The sequence below is a fragment of the Streptomyces bikiniensis genome (assembly GCF_000716625.1).
Taxonomy (GTDB): domain Bacteria; phylum Actinomycetota; class Actinomycetes; order Streptomycetales; family Streptomycetaceae; genus Streptomyces; species Streptomyces bikiniensis.
Genome location: NZ_JNXJ01000008.1, coordinates 231,882 through 249,341, shown reverse-complemented (window position 1 = coordinate 249,341; position 17,460 = coordinate 231,882). Strand labels below are relative to the sequence as shown.

The following is a 17,460-nucleotide window of genomic DNA, read 5'->3' as shown; positions in this document are numbered from 1 at the left end:
GGACGCTTCCTCTCATTCGCCCGGGTAGACGCGCGGGACGCGTGCCCCGATCCGGGTGACGATCTCGTACGCGATGGTGTCGGCGGCCACCGCCCAGTCCTCGGCGGTCGGTTCGCCCCGGTCGCCGGGGCCGAAGAGCACGGCCTCGGTGCCGGGCTCGGGGGTCTCCCCGCCGAGGTCGAGCACGAACTGGTCCATGGCGACGCGGCCGGCGATCGTGCGGACCGCGTCCCCGACGAGGACGGGGCCGCGGCCGGAGGCGTGCCGGGGGACGCCGTCGGCGTATCCGAGCGGCACGAGTCCGAGGGTGGTCTCGCCCTCGGTGACGTAGTGGTGGCCGTAGCTGACGCCGTGCCCGGCCGGGACCCGCTTGACGAGGGCGACGCTCGCCTTGAGGGACATGACGGGCCGCAGGCCGAGTTCGGCGGAGGTGCCGAGTTCGGGGCTGGGCGAGATGCCGTAGACGGCGATGCCGGGCCGGACGAGGTCGAAGTGGGCCTCGGGGAGGGTGAGGGTGGCCGGCGAGTTGGCGATGTGCCGGACCTCGGGCTCGACGCCGGCCTTCTCGGCGTGGTCGAGCATCGAACGGAAGACGTCGAGCTGGGCGGCGATGGAGGGGTGGTGGGGCTCGTCGGCGCAGGCGAAGTGCGACCAGAGTCCGGTGACCTTGAGGAGGCCCTCGGCCTCGGCCTTCAGCGCCTCCCCGACCAACTCGGGCCAGTCGGCGGGCTGGCAGCCGTTGCGGCCGAGCCCGGTGTCGGCCTTGAGCTGGACGCGCGCGCTCCTCCCGGTGGCGCGGGCGGCCGCGACGACCTCCCGCAGGGCCCACAGTCCGCTGACGGACATGTCGAGCCCGGCCTCGATGCCCCGGTCCCAGGGGTCGCCGGGGGTCCAGAGCCAGCACATGACGGGGACGTCCGTGATCCCGGCGGCCCGCAGCGCGAGCGCCTCGTGCGGGGTGGCCGTGCCGAGCCAGTCCGCCCCCGCCTCCAAGGCGGCCCGGGCACAGCGCAGGGCGCCGTGTCCGTACGCGTCGGCCTTGACCACGGCCATGATCCGGACGTGGGGGGCGACGCGGGCGCGCAGCGTGCGGACGTTCGCACGCAGCGCGCCGAGGTCGATCTCGGCGCGGGCTCTGCGGGGCGGCGGTGTCTCAGTCATCGCGCCCAGTCTCTCAGGTGCCGCCCCCGACACCGCTTCCCCGGGCTGTAGCGCCGATCACCCTTACGGGCGACACCGCGCCCGGGCGGCCGCCCTACGACGGTGCCGTCACGTCCTGCCACGCCCCCCGCAACGCCCCCGCCACCTCCGTCGCCGTCACCGGAGCCGTGCCCGACGAGGCGCGGCGGGCCGCGAGGCCGTGGAGGTAGGCCGCGCAGGAGGCCGCGTCGACGGGCGGCAGGCCCGCCGCGAGCAGCGAGCCCGCCAGGCCGGAGAGGATGTCGCCGCTCCCGGCGGTGGCGAGCCAGGACGTCCCGGTCGGGTTCACCCGTACGGGACGGCCGGCGCCCCCGTGCACCAGCGTCGTGGAGCCCTTGAGGAGGACCGTCGCGCCGAAGCGGTCCGCCAGCTCCCGGACCGCCGCGAGCCGCCCCGCCTCGACCTCCTCCCGGGGGACGGAGAGCAGCGCCGCCGCCTCGCCCGCGTGCGGGGTGAGGAGCGTGGGCGCGCCCCGGCCCCGTACGACCGCCGGGTCGAGGCCCCGCAGCCCGTCCGCGTCGACCAGGACCGGCACGTCCGAGGCGAGGACCTCCGCGACCGCCTCCCGCGCCCCGGCCTCCTCCCCGAGGCCCGGTCCGACGACCCAGGCCTGGACCCGTCCGGCCTTCCGCGGCGGCCAGGGGTGCACCAGGGTCTCGGGGTGCGCGGCGAGCACCGCGTCCCCGCCGGCCCCGACGTACCGCACGGCCCCCGCCCCGCCCCGCAGCGCCCCGGTCACGGCGAGGACGGCGGCGCCGGGGTAGCGCTCGGAGCCGGCAACGACGCCGACGACCCCGCGCCGGTACTTGTCGCTCTCGGCGCCCGGCACCGGCAGCAGCCGCGCCACGTCCTCGTGCTGGAGCGCCTCCAGGTCCGGCACCCCCGGCAGGACCGCGTCGAGCCCGATGTCCACGAGCCGCAGCGCGCCCGCGTACGCGTGTGCCGGGTCGACGAGCAGCCCCGGCTTGTACGTCCCGAAGGTGACCGTCACGTCGGCCCGCAGCGCCTCCCCGGCGACCTCCCCGGTGTCGGCGTCGACGCCGCTCGGCAGGTCGACGGCGACCACGACCGCGTCGGAGCCGCGCGCGGCCCGCGCGACGGGTACGGCGTCGGGCCGCAGCCCGCCGCGCCCGCCGATGCCGGTGATCCCGTCGAGGACGAGGTCGGCGCCGGCCAGCGGCTCGAAGGGGTCGTCCGCGATCCGCCCGCCCGCCGCCCGGAGCGCCGCGAGCCCGCCCGCGTGGGCGCGCGCGCCGAGCAGCACGGCGGTCACGCCCGCGCCGCGCCGGGCGAGCCGGGCCCCGGCGTACAGCGCGTCGCCGCCGTTGTCGCCGGTGCCGACGAGGAGGACGACCCGGGCCCCGTACACCCGTCCCTTCCCGAGCAGCGAGCAGCAGGCGGCGGCGAGTCCGGCGGCGGCCCTGCCCATGAGGGCGCCCTCCGGGAGGCGGGCCATGAGGGCGGCCTCGGCGGCCCGGACGGTCTCCACGCGGTGAGCGGTACGCATGCCCAGCAGTCTGCCGCAGACCCGGGACGTCCGCCGGGAGGCGGGGTTGACACCCCTCGCCATGTAACTTAGCTTAGCCTTACCTAAGTAAGTCGGATGGCGTCACACCACTCCGCACGCGCGCGGCACACACATCCCGTCGCCGGCCCTGGCGGCCGCGCGCGCCACACGACTCGGGGCCCGGCCGTTCGGAAGCGGCCGGGCCCCGGGTCGTACCGCTCACCCCTCCGCGATCACCACCGCCGACGCCACCCCCGCGTCATGGCTCAGCGACACGTGCCAGTGCTTCACGCCCAGCTCCGCCGCACGGGCCTCCACCGTCCCCCGGACCCGCAGGCGCGGCTGCCCGCTCTCCTCGACGTACACCTCTGCGTCCGTCCAGTGCAGCCCGGCCGGTGCGCCGAGCGCCTTCGCCAGGGCCTCCTTCGCGGCGAACCGCACGGCGAGCGAGGCGATCCCGCGCCGCTCGCCGCTCGGAAGGCACAGCTCGCCCTCGACGAAGAGGCGCCGCAGCAGCCCCGGCGTCCGTTCGACCGACGCGGCGAACCGGTCGATCTCCGCCACGTCGATCCCCACCCCGATGATCATTTCCCGCTCACTCCCCTGTCCCGCTCACTCCACGGTCCCGCTCGCCCCCGAGCCCATTCACTCCACGGTCACGGACTTGGCCAGGTTGCGCGGCTGGTCGACCTCGTTGCCCCGCGCGGTGGCGAGCTCGCAGGCGAAGACCTGGAGCGGCACCGTGGCGACCAGCGGCTGGAGCAGCGTAGGCGTGGCGGGGACGCGGACGAGGTGGTCGGCGTACGGGACGACCGTCTCGTCGCCCTCCTCCGCGATCACGATCGTGCGGGCGCCGCGCGCCCTGATCTCCTGGATGTTGGAGACGATCTTGTCGTGGAGGACGGAGCGGCCCTCCGGCGAGGGGACCACGACCACGACCGGCAGGTCCTCCTCGATGAGGGCGATCGGCCCGTGCTTGAGCTCGCCCGCGGCGAAGCCCTCGGCGTGCATGTACGCCAGTTCCTTGAGCTTCAGGGCGCCCTCCAGGGCCACCGGGTAGCCGACGTGACGGCCGAGGAAGAGGACGGTGTCCTTGTGGGCGAGGGAGCGGGCGAGGGCCCGTACGGGCTCCATCGTCTCCAGGACGCGCTCGACCTCCTCGCCGATCCGGGCGAGCTCGCGCACGACGGCGAGGACCTCGTCGCCCCACTGGGTGCCGCGGACCTGCCCGAGGTGGAGCGCGAGCAGGTAGCAGGCGACGAGCTGGGTCAGGAAGGCCTTGGTGGAGGCGACGGCGACCTCGGGCCCGGCGTGCGTGTAGAGCACGGCGTCGGACTCGCGCGGGATGGTGGAGCCGTTGGTGTTGCAGACGGCGAGGACCTTCGCGCCCTGCTCGCGCGCGTGCCGCAGCGCCATCAGGGTGTCCATCGTCTCGCCGGACTGGGAGATCGCGATCACCAGGGTGCGCGGGCCGAGGATCGGGTCCCGGTAGCGGAACTCGCTGGCCAGCTCGACCTCGCAGGGGATGCGGGTCCAGTGCTCGATGGCGTACTTGGCGATGAGCCCGGCGTGGAAGGCGGTGCCGCACGCGACGACGACGATCTTGTCGGCCTCGCGGAGCACGGTGTCGGGGATGCGCACCTCGTCCAGGGTGAGCCGCCCGGAGGCGTCGATCCGGCCGAGGAGGGTGTCGGCGACGGCCTTGGGCTGCTCGGCGATCTCCTTGAGCATGAAGTGGTCGTAGCCGCCCTTCTCGGCGGCGGAGGCGTCCCAGTCGACGTGGTAGGCCCGCACGTCGGCGGGCGTCCCGTCGAAGTCGGTGACGGTGACGCCGTCCCGGGTCAGCTCGACCACCTGGTCCTGGCCCAGCTCGATCGCGGAGCGGGTGTGGGCGATGAAGGCGGAGACGTCGGAGGCGAGGAAGTTCTCGCCCTCGCCGACGCCGACGACGAGCGGGGAGTTGCGGCGGGCGCCGACGACGGTGTCCGGCTGGTCGGCGTGCACGGCGACCAGGGTGAACGCCCCGTCGAGCCGCCGGCACACGAGCCGCATGGACTCGGCCAGGTCGCCGGTGGAGGAGAACTCCTCGGCGAGCAGGTGCGCGACGACCTCGGTGTCCGTCTCGGACGTCAGGTCGTGACCGCGCCCGGCCAGCTCCTCGCGCAGCACGGCGAAGTTCTCGATGATGCCGTTGTGGACGACGGCGACCCGCCCGGCGTTGTCCAGGTGCGGGTGCGCGTTGGCGTCGGTCGGACCGCCGTGGGTGGCCCAGCGGGTGTGCCCGATCCCCACGGCTCCGCCGGGCAGCGGCCGCTCGCCCAGCTCCTTCTCCAGGTTGACGAGCTTCCCCGCCCGCTTCGCCGCGGCGAGCCCCCCGTCGGAGAGCACCGCGACACCGGCCGAGTCGTAGCCCCGGTATTCGAGCCGCTTGAGGCCCGCGACCACCACATCAAGCGCCGACTGACCGCCGACGTATCCCACGATTCCGCACATGCCGGAAGACTACGGCGGAATCCACCCCACCGGACGGAGCCGACACGGGCTCCGTCCGGCGGGGCGGACGGGGGTCCTGCCGGGGCGTCAGCCCAGCTTCTTCACCTGCGCGTCGATGACGGCCTTCGGGAACGCCTTGACCCCGCCCGGGCCGAAGCTGACGGTCGAGAAGGACGCGAGCGTGTTGCCCTGGCGCAGGACGACGAGCTTGCTGATCAGCGTCTCGCCCTCCAGGTCGCTGGTGAGGGTGAAGGAGGCCGCCTCCTCACCGGCGGTGAAGCTCTCCGGGACGACCTTCAGGACCTTGTTCTTCTCCGACTTGTGGGAGACCGTGAAGCCGCCGGCGCAGTCGGCGCCGGCCTTCTTCACCGAGGCCAGGGCCTCCTGGGCGCCCTGCCCGTCGTACGAGCCGAGCACCACCGCGCTCATCTCGACGCCGAGCGCCCCGAGGAGCGCATCCTCCGGGTCGGCCGTGGCGTCCTTCTTCGGCTCCGCGAGCACCTGGCGCTCGGCCGACGCGGCGGGCGAGCCGGGCGAGATGAAGGACATCGCGTGGGCGATCGGGGCGCAGCCGGGCTTCTCGGTGACGACCTCGGACGCCGGGACGACGTCGCCGGCCTCGGTCTTCTGGACCTGGTAGCCCTTGAGGTCGGCCTTCTCGACGATCAGCTTCTCCAGCTCGGCGTCGGAGAGCGCCTTGGCCGCGGGGGCCTCGGAGGTGGCGGAGGCGCTCGGCGCCGCCGAGCCCTTCCCGGCGTCCTTGCCCTTGTCGCCGCTCTCCCCGCCGCCACAGGCCGTGGCGAGCAGGGCGAGCGAGACGGCGGTCGCGGCGACGGCGGCGTTTCGGATGGACGTACGCATGCGTGGTGACTCTCTGCTTCTCTTCGTGCCGCCCGAGGGCGGCTCCCCCCGCGTGCGATCAGGAGCCCACGCGGCCCCCGCATGATTGCCCACGGACCCGGCCTCGTCCAATCCTTTCGCCGCGTGACCGACCCCACCACCCGCGGCCGCCCCCGACCCCCGACAATGGCGGTGTGATCACTTCGCCGCCACGAAGCGCCCACGGGGACGGCCCCGGGGGCGGGCCCCAGGGCCCCCGCCACGGAAACGGACACCGCCGTCCGTCCGAGGCGACCCCGTACGTCGACCTCACCCGGGCCGAGTGGAGCGCCCTGCGCGACAAGACGCCGCTGCCCCTCACCGCCGAGGAGGTCGAACGGCTCCGCGGCCTCGGGGACGTCATCGACCTCGACGAGGTGCGGGACGTCTACCTGCCGCTGTCCCGGCTGCTCAACCTGTACGTGCAGGCCACCAGCGGTCTGCGCGGCGCCCTGAACACCTTCCTCGGCGAGAGCGCCGAGCAGCGCGGCACCCCCTTCGTCATAGGGGTGGCCGGCTCGGTCGCCGTCGGCAAGTCCACCGTCTCCCGCCTCCTCCAGGCGCTCCTCGCCCGCTGGCCGGAGCACCCGCGCGTGGAGCTGGTGACCACGGACGCCTTCCTCTACCCGATGGAGGAGCTGAAGGCGCGCGGCCTGATGTCCCGCAAGGGCTTCCCCGAGTCGTACGACCGCCGGGCCCTGACCCGGTTCGTCGCGGACATCAAGGCGGGCAAGGACGAGGTCACGGCCCCGGTCTACTCGCACCTGATCTACGACCGGGTGCCCGGCGAGCGGCTGGTGGTGCGCCGCCCGGACATCCTGATCGTGGAGGGTCTGAACGTCCTCCAGCCGGCCCTGCCCGGCAAGGACGGCCGGACCCGCGTCGGCCTCGCCGACTACTTCGACTTCTCGGTGTACGTGGACGCGCGGCCGGAGGACATCGAGCGCTGGTACCTGAACCGCTTCCGCAAGCTGCGCGACACCGCGTTCCAGGACCCCTCCTCGTACTTCCGCCGCTACACCCAGGTCTCCGAGGAGGAGGCCTTCGACTACGCCCGCACCATGTGGCGGACCGTCAACAAGGTCAACCTCCTGGAGAACGTGGCGCCCACCCGCGGCCGGGCCACCCTCGTCGTCCGCAAGGGCCCCGACCACAAGGTGCAGAAGCTGAGCCTCCGTAAGCTCTGAGGATGCTGCATCTCCGGATGATCGTCCCGAGCGGGACCACCCCGGCCGTGACCGAGCTCATCGAGTCGACGGTGGGCACCACGCACCTGGTGGTCCTCCCCGGCGCGGCCCGGTCCCCCGCCGGGGACGTGGTGCTGTGCGACGTGGCCCGCGAGGCGGGCGACGAGCTCCTCAAGGGCCTGCGCGGGCTGCGGATCGACCAGGTCGGTTCGATCGCCGTCGACGACATCGGCCTCACCCTCTCCGAGCGGGCGGTCACCGCCGAGAAGGAGGCCCCGGGCGAGCCCGCCGACGCGGTCATCTGGGAACAGCTGACGGGCGCGACGCACGAGGAATCCACGCTCTCGGTCACGTACGTCGCGTTCATGGCCCTGGCCACGATGATCGCGGCCTGCGGCGTCGTCCTGGACAACGCGGTCCTCATCGTCGGCGCCATGGCCGTCGGACCCGAGTTCGGCCCGCTCGCCGGCGTCTGTACGGCGATGGTGCGACGCGCTCCGAGGCTCGCGGCGCGCTCGCTGATCGCGCTGCTCGTCGGCTTCGCCGTGGCGATCGCGGCCACGACGCTGTTCAGCCTGGGGATGGACGCGTTCGACCTGTTCAGCCGGGACCGGCTGGATGCGGAGCGGCCCAACACCAGCTTCATCTGGCAGCCGGACCCGTTCTCCTTCGTCGTGGCGCTGCTCGCGGGCGCGGCGGGCGTGCTCTCGCTGACCTCGGCGAAGTCCGGGGCCCTGGTGGGCGTGGCGATCTCGGTGACGACGGTCCCGGCGGGCGCGAACGCGGCGGTGGCGCTCGCCTACGGCGACCTGGGTCAGATGTGGGGCTCGATCGAGCAGCTGCTGCTCAACCTGCTCGGGATCATGCTGGCCGGGGTGCTGACGCTGTACGGCCAGAAGCTGCTCTGGCGCACCCAGCGCGGCCGCTGGCGCCGCACGTCGCGCAAGGGCCGCTGACGGGACCCTGTGAAACGGAGAGGGCCCCGCCGTACCGGAGTCCGGTGCGGCGGGGCCGTCCCCGCATGACGGTGCCTCGGGAAGGCTAGCCCAGAGCGGACTTCACGACGTCCGCGAGGCGCTGCGCGACCGAGCGGGCCTGCTCGATGTCGGCGGCCTCGACCATGACGCGGACCAGCGGCTCGGTGCCCGAGGAGCGGAGCAGCACCCGGCCGGTGGAGCCCAGCTCGCGCTCGGCCTCGGTGACGGCGGCGGCCAGGTCGGCGGAGGTGGTGACGCGCGACTTGTCGACGTCCTTCACGTTGATGAGGACCTGCGGCAGCCGCTCCATCACCCCGGCGAGCTCCGCGAGGGACTTGCCGGTGGCGGCGACCCGGGCGGCCAGCATGAGGCCGGTGAGGGTGCCGTCGCCGGTGGTGGCGTGGTCGAGCACGATGACGTGGCCCGACTGCTCGCCGCCGAGCGCGAAGCCGTGCTCCTTCATGGCCTCCAGGACGTAGCGGTCGCCGACCGCCGTCTGGACGAGGTTCAGGCCCTCGCGCTCCATGGCGAGCTTGAAGCCCAGGTTGGACATGACGGTCGCGACGACCGTGTCGCCGCGCAGGGTGCCGGCCTCGCGCATGGCGAGGGCGAGCACGGCGAGGATCTGGTCGCCGTCGACCTCGTTGCCCGCCGCGTCCACGGCGAGGCAGCGGTCGGCGTCGCCGTCGTGCGCGATGCCCAGGTCGGCGCCGTGCTCGACGACGGCGGCCCGGAGCAGGTCGAGGTGGGTGGAGCCGCAGCCGTCGTTGATGTTGAGGCCGTCCGGCCGGGCGCCGATGGTGACGACCTCGGCACCGGCCCGCGAGAAGGCCTCGGGCGAGACGCGGGAGGCGGCGCCGTGGGCCTCGTCCAGGACGACCTTCAGACCGTCGAGGCGGTTGGGGAGGACCGCGACGAGGTGGGCGACGTACGTGTCGAAGCCCTCGTCGTAGTCGCGGACGCGGCCGACGCCGGCCCCGGTCGGACGGTCCCAGGGGGCGCCCGTGCGGTGCTCCTCGTACACGGCTTCGATCCTGTCCTCCAGTTCGTCGGCCAGCTTGTGGCCGCCGCGCGCGAAGAACTTGATGCCGTTGTCGGGCATGGCGTTGTGGCTCGCGGAGAGCATCACGCCGAGGTCGGCGCCGAGGACGCCGGTGAGGTGGGCCACGGCCGGGGTGGGCAGGACGCCGACGCGCAGCACGTCGACGCCGGCGCTGGCGAGGCCGGCCACGACGGCGGCCTCCAGGAACTCTCCGGACGCGCGCGGGTCGCGCCCGACCACGGCGGTCGGCCGATGCCCCTCGAAGGTGCCCGCCTCGGCGAGCACGTGCGCCGCCGCGACGGAGAGGCCGAGCGCCAGCTCAGCCGTCAGATCCGCGTTGGCGACGCCGCGTACGCCGTCCGTGCCGAAGAGTCGTCCCACAGCTGTCCTCCGAAAATACGTGCCCGGGGTGATGAAAGAGCGTATGAAAAAACGTACGCCCCGACGGCACGGGCAGTGCCGCCGGGGCGTACGGAATGCAGACCGAGCAGGCGATTAGCGCTTGCTGTACTGCGGAGCCTTGCGGGCCTTCTTGAGACCGGCCTTCTTGCGCTCGACCGCACGGTCGTCGCGGGAGAGGAAGCCGGCCTTCTTCAGCGCCGGGCGGTTGTTCTCGACGTCCGCCTCGTTCAGCGCACGGGCCACGCCGAGGCGCAGGGCGCCGGCCTGGCCGGAGACGCCGCCACCCGCGATGCGGGCGATGACGTCGTAGCGGTTGTCGAGCTCGAGCACCTTGAAGGGCTCGTTGACTTCCTGCTGGTGCACCTTGTTGGGGAAGTAGTCCTCAAGGGTGCGACCGTTGATCTTCCACTTGCCGGTGCCCGGAACGATCCGGACGCGGGCGATGGCGTTCTTGCGACGGCCCAGGCCGGCGGCCGGCTGCGGGTCGCCGAAGCGGGACGCGAGCGACTCGGAGGTGTACTCACCCTCGACGAGCTCGGTCTCGGTGGTGTACTCCTCGACGCCCTCGAACTCGTCGACGGGGGTCTCGGGGGTGGTCTCGGCCACGATGCTCCTCAGATTTCTTTCGTTCTTAGGGGGTGTGGCCGGAATTACTGCGCGACCTGGGTGATCTCGAACGGAACCGGCTGCTGGGCAGCGTGCGGGTGGTTCTCGCCCGCGTAGACCTTCAGCTTCGAGAGCATCTGACGGCCCAGGGAGTTCTTGGGGATCATGCCCTTGATGGCCTTCTCGACGGCCTTCTCGGGGTTCTTGTCCAGCAGCTCGTCGTAGCGGACGGAGCGCAGACCGCCCGGGAAGCCGGAGTGGCGGTACGCCAGCTTCTGGGTCTTCTTGTTGCCGGACAGGTGGACCTTGTCGGCGTTGATGATGATGACGAAGTCGCCCATGTCCATGTGGGGGGCGTACACCGGCTTGTGCTTGCCTCGCAGGAGGTTCGCGGCCGTGGTCGCCAGACGGCCCAGGACAACGTCCTGCGCGTCGATGATGTGCCACTGGCGAGTGACATCGCCGGGCTTGGGGCTGTACGTACGCACTTCGTAGCCTTCGCTTCTTCAGTGGATGGAGTCCAGACACACCTGAAGCGATCATGCAGCTGGGGCCTGCACTGCCGGGACGCCGCCCGTATGCGAGCCACTGGTAACTGCTCCAGGGAACTTGCGCGAGGCCCTTCGCGTGAGAACGACGAAGCCACTGCGCATAACAAACCGCAACAGTACCCGCGCCACCCCGGACGGGTCAAAACGCGCGGGCCCCGCCGCATCCCCTTACAGCGCCCCCTACCGCGCCCGCTCCACCCGCCGCTCGTCCCACACCGGTTCCGACGTCTCCCGTACGACCCCGTCCGAGCCGAAGACCAGGTAACGGTCGAAGCTCTTCGCGAACCAGCGGTCGTGCGTGACGGCCAACACCGTCCCCTCGTACGCCTCCAGACCGTCCTGGAGCGCCTCGGCCGACTCCAGGTCCAGGTTGTCCGTCGGCTCGTCCAGGAGCAGCGCCGTCGTCCCCGCCAGTTCGAGCAGCAGGATCTGGAACCGGGCCTGCTGCCCGCCCGAGAGCTTGTCGAAGGGCTGGTCGCCCTGGCGCTCCAGCTCGTACCGGCGCAGCACGGACATCGCCCCGCCCCGGTCCTTGGAGTGTTCGGTCCACAGGATGTCCACGAGCGGGCGCCCGGCCAGCTCCGGGTGGGCGTGGGTCTGCGCGAAGTGGCCGGGCACGACCCGGGCGCCCAGCTTCCACGTCCCGGTGTGCGCGACCGACTCGTCCCCGGCGAGCAGCCGCAGGAAGTGCGACTTGCCGGAGCCGTTCGAGCCGAGGACGGCGACCCGCTCCCCGTAGAAGACCTCCAGGGAGAACGGCTTCATCAGCCCGGTCAGCTCCAGGTTCTCGCAGGTCACGGCCCGCACCCCGGTCCGTCCCCCGCGCAGCCGCATCTTGATGTCCTGCTCGCGCGGCGGCTCCGGCGGCGGCCCGGCCTCCTCGAACTTCCGCAGCCGGGTCTGCGCCGCCGCGTACCGCGAGGCCATCTCGTGGCTGACCGAGGCCGCCTGCCGCAGGTTCACCACGAGCTTCTTCAGCTGGGCGTGCTTCTCCTCCCAGCGCCGCTTCAGCTCCTCGAAGCGCGCGAACCGCTCGCGCCGCGCCTCGTGGAAGGTGTCGAAGCCGCCGCCGTGCACCCACACGTCCGAACCGCCCGGGCCGGGCTCGACAGCGACGATCTTCTGCGCGGCCCGGGACAGCAGCTCCCGGTCGTGGGAGATGAAGAGCACGGTCTTGCGGGTCTCCCGCAGCCGTTCCTCCAGCCACCGCTTGCCGGGCACGTCGAGGTAGTTGTCCGGCTCGTCCAGGAGCAGCACCTCGTCGGGGCCGCGCAGCAGCGCTTCGAGCACGAGGCGTTTCTGCTCGCCGCCGGAGAGCGACCGGGCCTCCCGGAACTGCGCCTTCTCGTACGGGACGCCGAGCGCGGCCGTGGTGCAGATGTCCCACAGGGTCTCGGCCTCGTACCCCTGCACCTCGGCCCAGTCGGAGAGCGCCTGCGCGTACGCCATCTGCGCGGCCTCGTCATCGACGGTCATGATCAGGTGCTCGGCCTCGTCCACCGCCTTCGCGGCCTCCCGGATGCGGGGCTGCGCGACGGAGACGAGCAGGTCGCGGACGGTCGAGCCGTCCCGTACGGAGCCGACGAACTGCGGCATCACTCCGAGGCCACCGCTGACGGTGACGGAGCCGCCGTGCGGCTGGAGCTCCCCGGAGATCATCCGGAGGAGCGTGGTCTTGCCGGCGCCGTTGGCCCCGACGAGGGCGACGACGGCCCCCTCCCCCACCCGGAAGGAGGCGTCCGCGAGCAGGACCCTCCCGTCGGGAAGGTAGTACTCAAGATGTGCGGCCTCGACGTGTCCCATGGAGTGCATTGTCACCGCCCGCGTCGGCCCGGCCCAACCGGTTTAGGATGCGCGGCATGAGCTTTGGGGGACCGCAGTGGCCGCAGGAGCCGCAGCAGCAGGGGCAGGGGCAGGGGTACGGCGGACCGCAGGGGTACGGGCAGCGGCCCGGCGGCCACGGAGACCAGGGGCAGGGGTACGGGCAGGGGGCGGGCGGCTACGGATACCCCGGCCCCCAGGGCGGCTACGGATACCCCGGCCCGTACTCCGGTCCCCAGGACGGCAGCGCACCGGCCCCCTTCCCGGGCACCCCGGCCCCCGGCCCCCTGGACAGCGGCGGCCCCACCCCCGACTGGAGCGCCCTGGCCGACGCCTCGGCCTCCCGCGCCCGCCGCAAGCGCCTGCTGATGATCGGCGGCGGGGTCCTGGCCGCCCTGGTCGTCGGCGCGGTCGTCGCCACCGCCGTGGTGGCCACCGGCAAGAAGGACGAGACCGCCGGGAACGGCGGCGGGGCCCCCACCGTCTCCGCCTCCCCCACGGAGGCACCCACCCCCGAACCGACCTTCTCCTCGGTGGCGCCCCCGCCCCCGCCGAACCCGAAGGACTACATCTCGGACCCGAAGAAGGACAAGGCCCCGCTCACCGCCGAGGGCCTCTTCCCGGGCAAGAGGCTGACCATGAGCGGACGCCCGTACAAGAAGGGCGCGACCTCCGCCACGACGAACTGCGCGGCCGTCACCCAGGGCGGCCTCGGCAGCGTCCTGAAGGGGAACGGCTGCCAGAAGGTGCTCCGGGCGACCTACGTCAGGGACGGCGTGGCGGTCACCGTCGGCGTCGCCGTCTTCCCCTCCGAGGCCGCGGCCCTCAAGGCGAAGGACCAGGCCACCGGCGGCATCGCGCCCCTGGCCGGCGCGGGCGTGGGCGACTTCTGCCGCGCCACGGTCTGCCTGCGCCGGTCGAACGCGATCGGCCGCTACGCGTACTTCACCCAGGCCGGCTTCACCAACGGCAAGAAGGTCACCACCGCCGACCAGGGCGTCTTCCGCTCCAGCGACGACCTGGGCACCTTCGCCTTCAACCAGATCTACGCCCGCGGCAAGTCCCAGGCCTCAGCAGCAGCCGGCGCTCCCGGGCAGTGACCGCTTGTTGCGCGCCTCCCGGTTGCGGGCGGCGAGCAGTTCGTCGGCCGGGTAGCCGACCTCTTCGAGGGTGAGGCCGTGCGGCCGCACGACGTGCACGGCCGAGTCCCGGACGCCGGCCGCGAGCACCTTGCCCGGCCAGTCCACCGGCCGGTGCCCGTCGCCGACGAAGAGCAGCGCGCCGACGAGCGAGCGGACCATGTTGTGGCAGAAGGCGTCCGCCTTCACGGTCGCTTCGAGGACGCCGTCGGGCCGCCGCTCCCAGCGCAGCTCCTGGAGGGTGCGGATGGTGGTGGCGCCCTCGCGCCTCTTGCAGTACGCGGCGAAGTCGTGCTCGCCGACGAGCGCGGCGGCGGCCTCGTTCATGGCGTCCACGTCGAGGGCCCAGTCGTGCCAGAGCACGTGTCCGCGCAGCAGCGGGTCGACGCCGCCGGGGTCGTCGGTGACGCGGTAGGCGTAGCGGCGCCAGATCGCCGAGAAACGGGCGTTGAAGCCGCTGGGGGCCTCGGTCAGGGACCAGACCCGCACGTCGTGCGCGAGGCGGCCCGCGAGCCGCCGCAGCAGCTTGTCGCGGTGCTCCTCCCACAGCTCCACGGGCAGGTCGACGTGGGCGACCTGGCCGCGCGCGTGGACCCCGGCGTCGGTCCGGCCGGCGACGGTCAGCTCGTACGTCTCCTTGGACCGGGTCACGGTCCGCAGGGCGTCCTCGACGTCCCCCTGGACGGTCCGCTGCCCGTGGGCCTGCTTGGCCCAGCCGGAGAAGTCCCTGCCGTCGTACGAAAGGTCCAGCCGGACCCGTACGAAACCGTCCTGCACGTCGTCGCTCACGCGGAAGATCCTCTCAGACACACGGGAACGGGCCCGCACCCACGAGGGGTACGGGCCCGCACACGAAAACAGCCGGAAAACGCTTACGCGTCCTTCGACTCCTCGGCCGGAGCCTCGTCGGCCTTGGTCTCCTCGGCCTTGGGGGCCTCGTCGGCCTCCTTGACGGCGCGCTTGGTGGCGGCCTCGGCCTCGGCGACGGTCGCCTTCTTGGCGATCTCGCCCTCGACCAGCTCGATCACGGCCATCGGGGCGTTGTCGCCACGACGGTTGCCGATCTTGGTGATGCGGGTGTAGCCACCCGGACGCTCCGAGTAACGCGGGGCGATCTCGGTGAAGAGGGTGTGGACGATGCCCTTGTCGGTGATCGTCTGCAGCACCAGGCGACGGTTGTGGATGTCGCCCTTCTTCGCCTTGGTGATCAGGCGCTCGGCGACCGGACGCAGGCGACGGGCCTTGGCCTCGGTCGTGGTGATGCGGCCGTGCTCGAACAGCGACTTCGCCAGGTTGGCGAGGAGCAGCTTCTCGTGCGCGGCGGAACCGCCGAGGCGGGCACCCTTCGCGGGACGCGGCATGGTGTTTCTCCTTGTGATCTGCACCGGCCGTATGAGGTACCGATGTCAGTGTCCGAGCGGGCGGTCACCCGTCGGAGATCCGGAAGGCCTCGTGGAGGCGCCCGGAAGGGGCGCGGGGCGGAGCCGATGTACGGCTCCGCCGTGTGAGCGCGATCAAGCACAGCTCACCCGCGGCCGGGTACGGGCCGTGAGGTCCGAGTTCTCAGTACTGCTCGGTCTCGACGAACCCGGCGTCCGCGTCGTCGTCGGCGCCGAAGGCGTCGGCCGCGGCGGTCGGGTCGAACCCGGGCGGGCTGTCCTTGAGCGCCAGGCCCATGCCGGCCAGCTTCGCCTTGACCTCGTCGATCGACTTCGCACCGAAGTTGCGGATGTCGAGCAGGTCCGCCTCGGAGCGCGCCACGAGCTCGCCCACGGAGTGGATGCCCTCGCGCTTGAGGCAGTTGTACGAGCGGACCGTGAGCTCCAGCTCCTCGATCGGCAGCGCCAGGTCGGCGGCCAGGGCGGCGTCCGTCGGGGACGGGCCCATGTCGATGCCCTCGGCGTCGATGTTGAGCTCGCGCGCCAGGCCGAACAGCTCGACCAGGGTCTTGCCGGCGGACGCCATGGCGTCGCGCGGGCGCATGGCCTGCTTGGTCTCGACGTCGACGATCAGCTTGTCGAAGTCGGTGCGCTGCTCGACACGGGTCGCCTCGACCTTGTACGTGACCTTGAGCACCGGCGAGTAGATGGAGTCGACCGGGATGCGGCCGATCTCCTGGCCCGCCTGCTTGTTCTGCACGGCGGAGACGTAGCCGCGACCGCGCTCGACGGTCAGCTCCATCTCCAGCTTGCCCTTGGCGTTCAGGGTCGCCAGGACGAGGTCGGGGTTGTGCACCTCGACACCGGCCGGGGGCGCGATGTCGGCGGCGGTGACCAGACCCGGGCCCTGCTTGCGCAGGTACATCACGACCGGCTCGTCGTGCTCCGAGGAGACGACCAGCTGCTTGATGTTCAGGATGAGGTCGGTGACGTCCTCCTTGACGCCCGGCACGGTGGTGAACTCGTGCAGGACCCCGTCGATGCGGATGCTGGTGACGGCGGCACCCGGGATCGAGGAGAGGAGGGTACGGCGGAGGGAGTTGCCGAGGGTGTAGCCGAAGCCCGGCTCCAGCGGCTCGATCACGAACCGGGAGCGGAACTCGTCGACGACCTCTTCGGTCAGCGACGGACGCTGAGCGATAAGCATGTTGTGTCCTTCAGTCGTGGACGCCCACTATTTGACGTCCGACTCGTACTGCAAGGGTACGGGCGGCACGGCCCCGAAGAGCCGTACCGCCCGAGGTCCTGAATCCAAGCAGCCGTACGTCAGACGCGGCGGCGCTTGGGGGGACGGCAGCCGTTGTGCGGCGTGGGGGTGACGTCCTGGATCGAGCCGACCTCGAGACCGGTGGCCTGGAGGGAGCGGATCGCGGTCTCACGGCCGGAGCCGGGACCCTTGACGAAGACGTCGACCTTGCGCATGCCGTGCTCCTGCGCGCGGCGGGCGGCCGACTCGGCGGCCATCTGCGCGGCGAAGGGGGTGGACTTGCGCGAGCCCTTGAAGCCGACGTGGCCGGCGGAGGCCCAGGAGATCACGTTGCCCGAGGGGTCCGTGATCGAGACGATCGTGTTGTTGAACGTGCTCTTGATGTGCGCGTGGCCGTGAGCGACGTTCTTCTTTTCCTTGCGGCGCACCTTCTTGGCAGCGCCCTGACGACCCTTGGGGGGCATCTATAACTCCTACGGGAGGTGGTCGGTCCTACAGCGAAGACCGCTTGGTCAAGCGTCCGCTGAGGACTACTTCTTGCCCGGCTTCTTCTTGCCGGCGATGGCGCGACGCGGGCCCTTGCGGGTACGGGCGTTCGTGCTGGTGCGCTGACCGCGGACGGGCAGGCCACGACGGTGGCGGAGGCCCTGGTAGCAGCCGATCTCGACCTTGCGGCGGATGTCGGCGGCGATCTCACGGCGGAGGTCACCCTCGGTACGGAGGTTGGCGTCCACGTACTCGCGGATCTTGACGAGGTCTTCCTCGGCCAGGTCGCGGACACGGGTGGACGGGTTCACGCCGGTCGCGGCGAGAATCTCCTCGGACCGGGTGCGCCCGATGCCGAAGACGTAGGTGAGTGCGACCACCACACGCTTTTCGCGCGGGATGTCAACACCGGAAACGCGTGCCATTCAATGGCTCCTGTGTTCTCGGGGGTCTGCTGCAGAACCGTTCCCGGCTGCCGTATGAGGTACAGGTCGGGTCCCCGGCCCCCGCCGGAGGTGCCGTCA

The 17,460-nt window shown here is 72.2% G+C and carries 17 protein-coding genes; 3 read left to right on the top strand and 14 right to left on the bottom strand.

From position 1 onward, the window contains the following. Window positions 1-12 precede the first annotated feature (12 nt). The 5 genes from alr to OO47_RS08645 form a co-directional block, all read right to left on the bottom strand. Entirely contained in the window at window positions 13-1,161 is a 1,149-nt protein-coding gene (alr, locus tag OO47_RS08665) for an alanine racemase (protein ID WP_030209059.1), read from the bottom strand. Window positions 1,162-1,255: 94 nt separating this feature from the next. Further along, complete coding sequence (locus tag OO47_RS08660) at window positions 1,256-2,707, bottom strand: bifunctional ADP-dependent NAD(P)H-hydrate dehydratase/NAD(P)H-hydrate epimerase (RefSeq protein ID WP_030209055.1); 1,452 nt, start codon at window positions 2,705-2,707, stop codon at window positions 1,256-1,258. Between the two features lie 219 nt (window positions 2,708-2,926). Then, on the bottom strand, window positions 2,927-3,295 hold the full coding sequence (locus OO47_RS08655) for a holo-ACP synthase (RefSeq protein WP_030209052.1): 369 nt from the start codon (window positions 3,293-3,295) through the stop codon (window positions 2,927-2,929). A 57-nt stretch (window positions 3,296-3,352) separates the two neighbouring features. Continuing rightward, a complete protein-coding gene (gene glmS, locus OO47_RS08650; RefSeq protein ID WP_030209048.1) occupies window positions 3,353-5,200 on the bottom strand; it encodes a glutamine--fructose-6-phosphate transaminase (isomerizing) in 1,848 nt (615 codons plus the stop codon). Between the two features lie 87 nt (window positions 5,201-5,287). After that, window positions 5,288-6,061 carry a hypothetical protein gene (locus OO47_RS08645; protein WP_030209046.1) on the bottom strand — a complete coding sequence of 258 codons (774 nt, stop codon included), beginning with the start codon at window positions 6,059-6,061 and terminating at the stop codon, window positions 5,288-5,290. A gap of 173 nt (window positions 6,062-6,234) precedes the next feature. Between OO47_RS08645 and coaA the strand changes: the two genes are divergently transcribed. Next, on the top strand, window positions 6,235-7,266 hold the full coding sequence (gene coaA / locus OO47_RS08640; protein ID WP_030209044.1) for a type I pantothenate kinase: 1,032 nt from the start codon (window positions 6,235-6,237) through the stop codon (window positions 7,264-7,266). A 2-nt stretch (window positions 7,267-7,268) separates the two neighbouring features. Next, complete coding sequence (locus OO47_RS08635) at window positions 7,269-8,222, top strand: DUF389 domain-containing protein (protein ID WP_030209042.1); 954 nt, start codon at window positions 7,269-7,271, stop codon at window positions 8,220-8,222. A gap of 85 nt (window positions 8,223-8,307) precedes the next feature. Here OO47_RS08635 and glmM read toward each other — a convergent pair whose 3' ends face one another. The 4 genes from glmM to OO47_RS08615 all read right to left on the bottom strand — a co-directional run bounded on the left by glmM (window position 8,308) and on the right by OO47_RS08615 (window position 12,656). Continuing rightward, window positions 8,308-9,666 (bottom strand): phosphoglucosamine mutase, encoded by a 1,359-nt coding sequence (gene glmM / locus OO47_RS08630; RefSeq protein WP_030209041.1) that lies wholly within the window; start codon window positions 9,664-9,666, stop codon window positions 8,308-8,310. A 114-nt stretch (window positions 9,667-9,780) separates the two neighbouring features. Next, complete coding sequence (gene rpsI, locus OO47_RS08625) at window positions 9,781-10,293, bottom strand: 30S ribosomal protein S9 (protein WP_015035601.1); 513 nt, start codon at window positions 10,291-10,293, stop codon at window positions 9,781-9,783. A 44-nt stretch (window positions 10,294-10,337) separates the two neighbouring features. Further along, window positions 10,338-10,781 (bottom strand): 50S ribosomal protein L13, encoded by a 444-nt coding sequence (rplM, locus tag OO47_RS08620; RefSeq protein WP_030209034.1) that lies wholly within the window; start codon window positions 10,779-10,781, stop codon window positions 10,338-10,340. A 243-nt stretch (window positions 10,782-11,024) separates the two neighbouring features. Beyond that, window positions 11,025-12,656, bottom strand: coding sequence for an ABC-F family ATP-binding cassette domain-containing protein (locus OO47_RS08615; RefSeq protein WP_033208444.1), 1,632 nt, complete (start codon window positions 12,654-12,656; stop codon window positions 11,025-11,027). Window positions 12,657-12,703: 47 nt separating this feature from the next. Between OO47_RS08615 and OO47_RS08610 the strand changes: the two genes are divergently transcribed. Continuing rightward, window positions 12,704-13,765, top strand: coding sequence for a hypothetical protein (locus tag OO47_RS08610; protein ID WP_030209027.1), 1,062 nt, complete (start codon window positions 12,704-12,706; stop codon window positions 13,763-13,765). Here the strand turns inward: OO47_RS08610 and truA are convergent. The 5 genes from truA to rpsM all read right to left on the bottom strand — a co-directional run bounded on the left by truA (window position 13,736) and on the right by rpsM (window position 17,361). Continuing rightward, complete coding sequence (gene truA, locus OO47_RS08605; RefSeq protein WP_030209026.1) at window positions 13,736-14,593, bottom strand: tRNA pseudouridine(38-40) synthase TruA; 858 nt, start codon at window positions 14,591-14,593, stop codon at window positions 13,736-13,738. The genes OO47_RS08610 and truA overlap by 30 nt on opposite strands. Before the next feature lie 83 nt (window positions 14,594-14,676). Beyond that, window positions 14,677-15,165: a 50S ribosomal protein L17 gene (gene rplQ, locus OO47_RS08600; protein ID WP_030209025.1), complete on the bottom strand. Its 489-nt coding sequence runs from the start codon at window positions 15,163-15,165 to the stop codon at window positions 14,677-14,679. Window positions 15,166-15,367: 202 nt separating this feature from the next. After that, window positions 15,368-16,390: a DNA-directed RNA polymerase subunit alpha gene (locus OO47_RS08595; protein ID WP_030209023.1), complete on the bottom strand. Its 1,023-nt coding sequence runs from the start codon at window positions 16,388-16,390 to the stop codon at window positions 15,368-15,370. A gap of 119 nt (window positions 16,391-16,509) precedes the next feature. Next, window positions 16,510-16,914 carry a 30S ribosomal protein S11 gene (gene rpsK, locus OO47_RS08590; protein WP_003956432.1) on the bottom strand — a complete coding sequence of 135 codons (405 nt, stop codon included), beginning with the start codon at window positions 16,912-16,914 and terminating at the stop codon, window positions 16,510-16,512. A gap of 66 nt (window positions 16,915-16,980) precedes the next feature. Further along, window positions 16,981-17,361 carry a 30S ribosomal protein S13 gene (gene rpsM / locus OO47_RS08585; protein ID WP_030209021.1) on the bottom strand — a complete coding sequence of 127 codons (381 nt, stop codon included), beginning with the start codon at window positions 17,359-17,361 and terminating at the stop codon, window positions 16,981-16,983. Between the last annotated feature and the right edge of the window lie 99 nt (window positions 17,362-17,460).

Bases quoted from the DNA above. Each gene is read 5' to 3' on its own strand.
- alr (WP_030209059.1), bottom strand. From the start codon at position 1,161: ATGACTGAGACACCGCCGCCCCGCAGAGCCCGCGCCGAGATCGACCTC.
- OO47_RS08660 (WP_030209055.1), bottom strand. From the start codon at position 2,707: ATGCGTACCGCTCACCGCGTGGAGACCGTCCGGGCCGCCGAGGCCGCC.
- OO47_RS08655 (WP_030209052.1), bottom strand. From the start codon at position 3,295: ATGATCATCGGGGTGGGGATCGACGTGGCGGAGATCGACCGGTTCGCC.
- glmS (WP_030209048.1), bottom strand. From the start codon at position 5,200: ATGTGCGGAATCGTGGGATACGTCGGCGGTCAGTCGGCGCTTGATGTG.
- OO47_RS08645 (WP_030209046.1), bottom strand. From the start codon at position 6,061: ATGCGTACGTCCATCCGAAACGCCGCCGTCGCCGCGACCGCCGTCTCG.
- OO47_RS08635 (WP_030209042.1), top strand. From the start codon at position 7,269: ATGCTGCATCTCCGGATGATCGTCCCGAGCGGGACCACCCCGGCCGTG.
- OO47_RS08615 (WP_033208444.1), bottom strand. From the start codon at position 12,656: ATGCACTCCATGGGACACGTCGAGGCCGCACATCTTGAGTACTACCTT.
- OO47_RS08610 (WP_030209027.1), top strand. From the start codon at position 12,704: ATGAGCTTTGGGGGACCGCAGTGGCCGCAGGAGCCGCAGCAGCAGGGG.
- rplQ (WP_030209025.1), bottom strand. From the start codon at position 15,165: ATGCCGCGTCCCGCGAAGGGTGCCCGCCTCGGCGGTTCCGCCGCGCAC.
- OO47_RS08595 (WP_030209023.1), bottom strand. From the start codon at position 16,390: ATGCTTATCGCTCAGCGTCCGTCGCTGACCGAAGAGGTCGTCGACGAG.
- rpsK (WP_003956432.1), bottom strand. From the start codon at position 16,914: ATGCCCCCCAAGGGTCGTCAGGGCGCTGCCAAGAAGGTGCGCCGCAAG.
- rpsM (WP_030209021.1), bottom strand. From the start codon at position 17,361: ATGGCACGCGTTTCCGGTGTTGACATCCCGCGCGAAAAGCGTGTGGTG.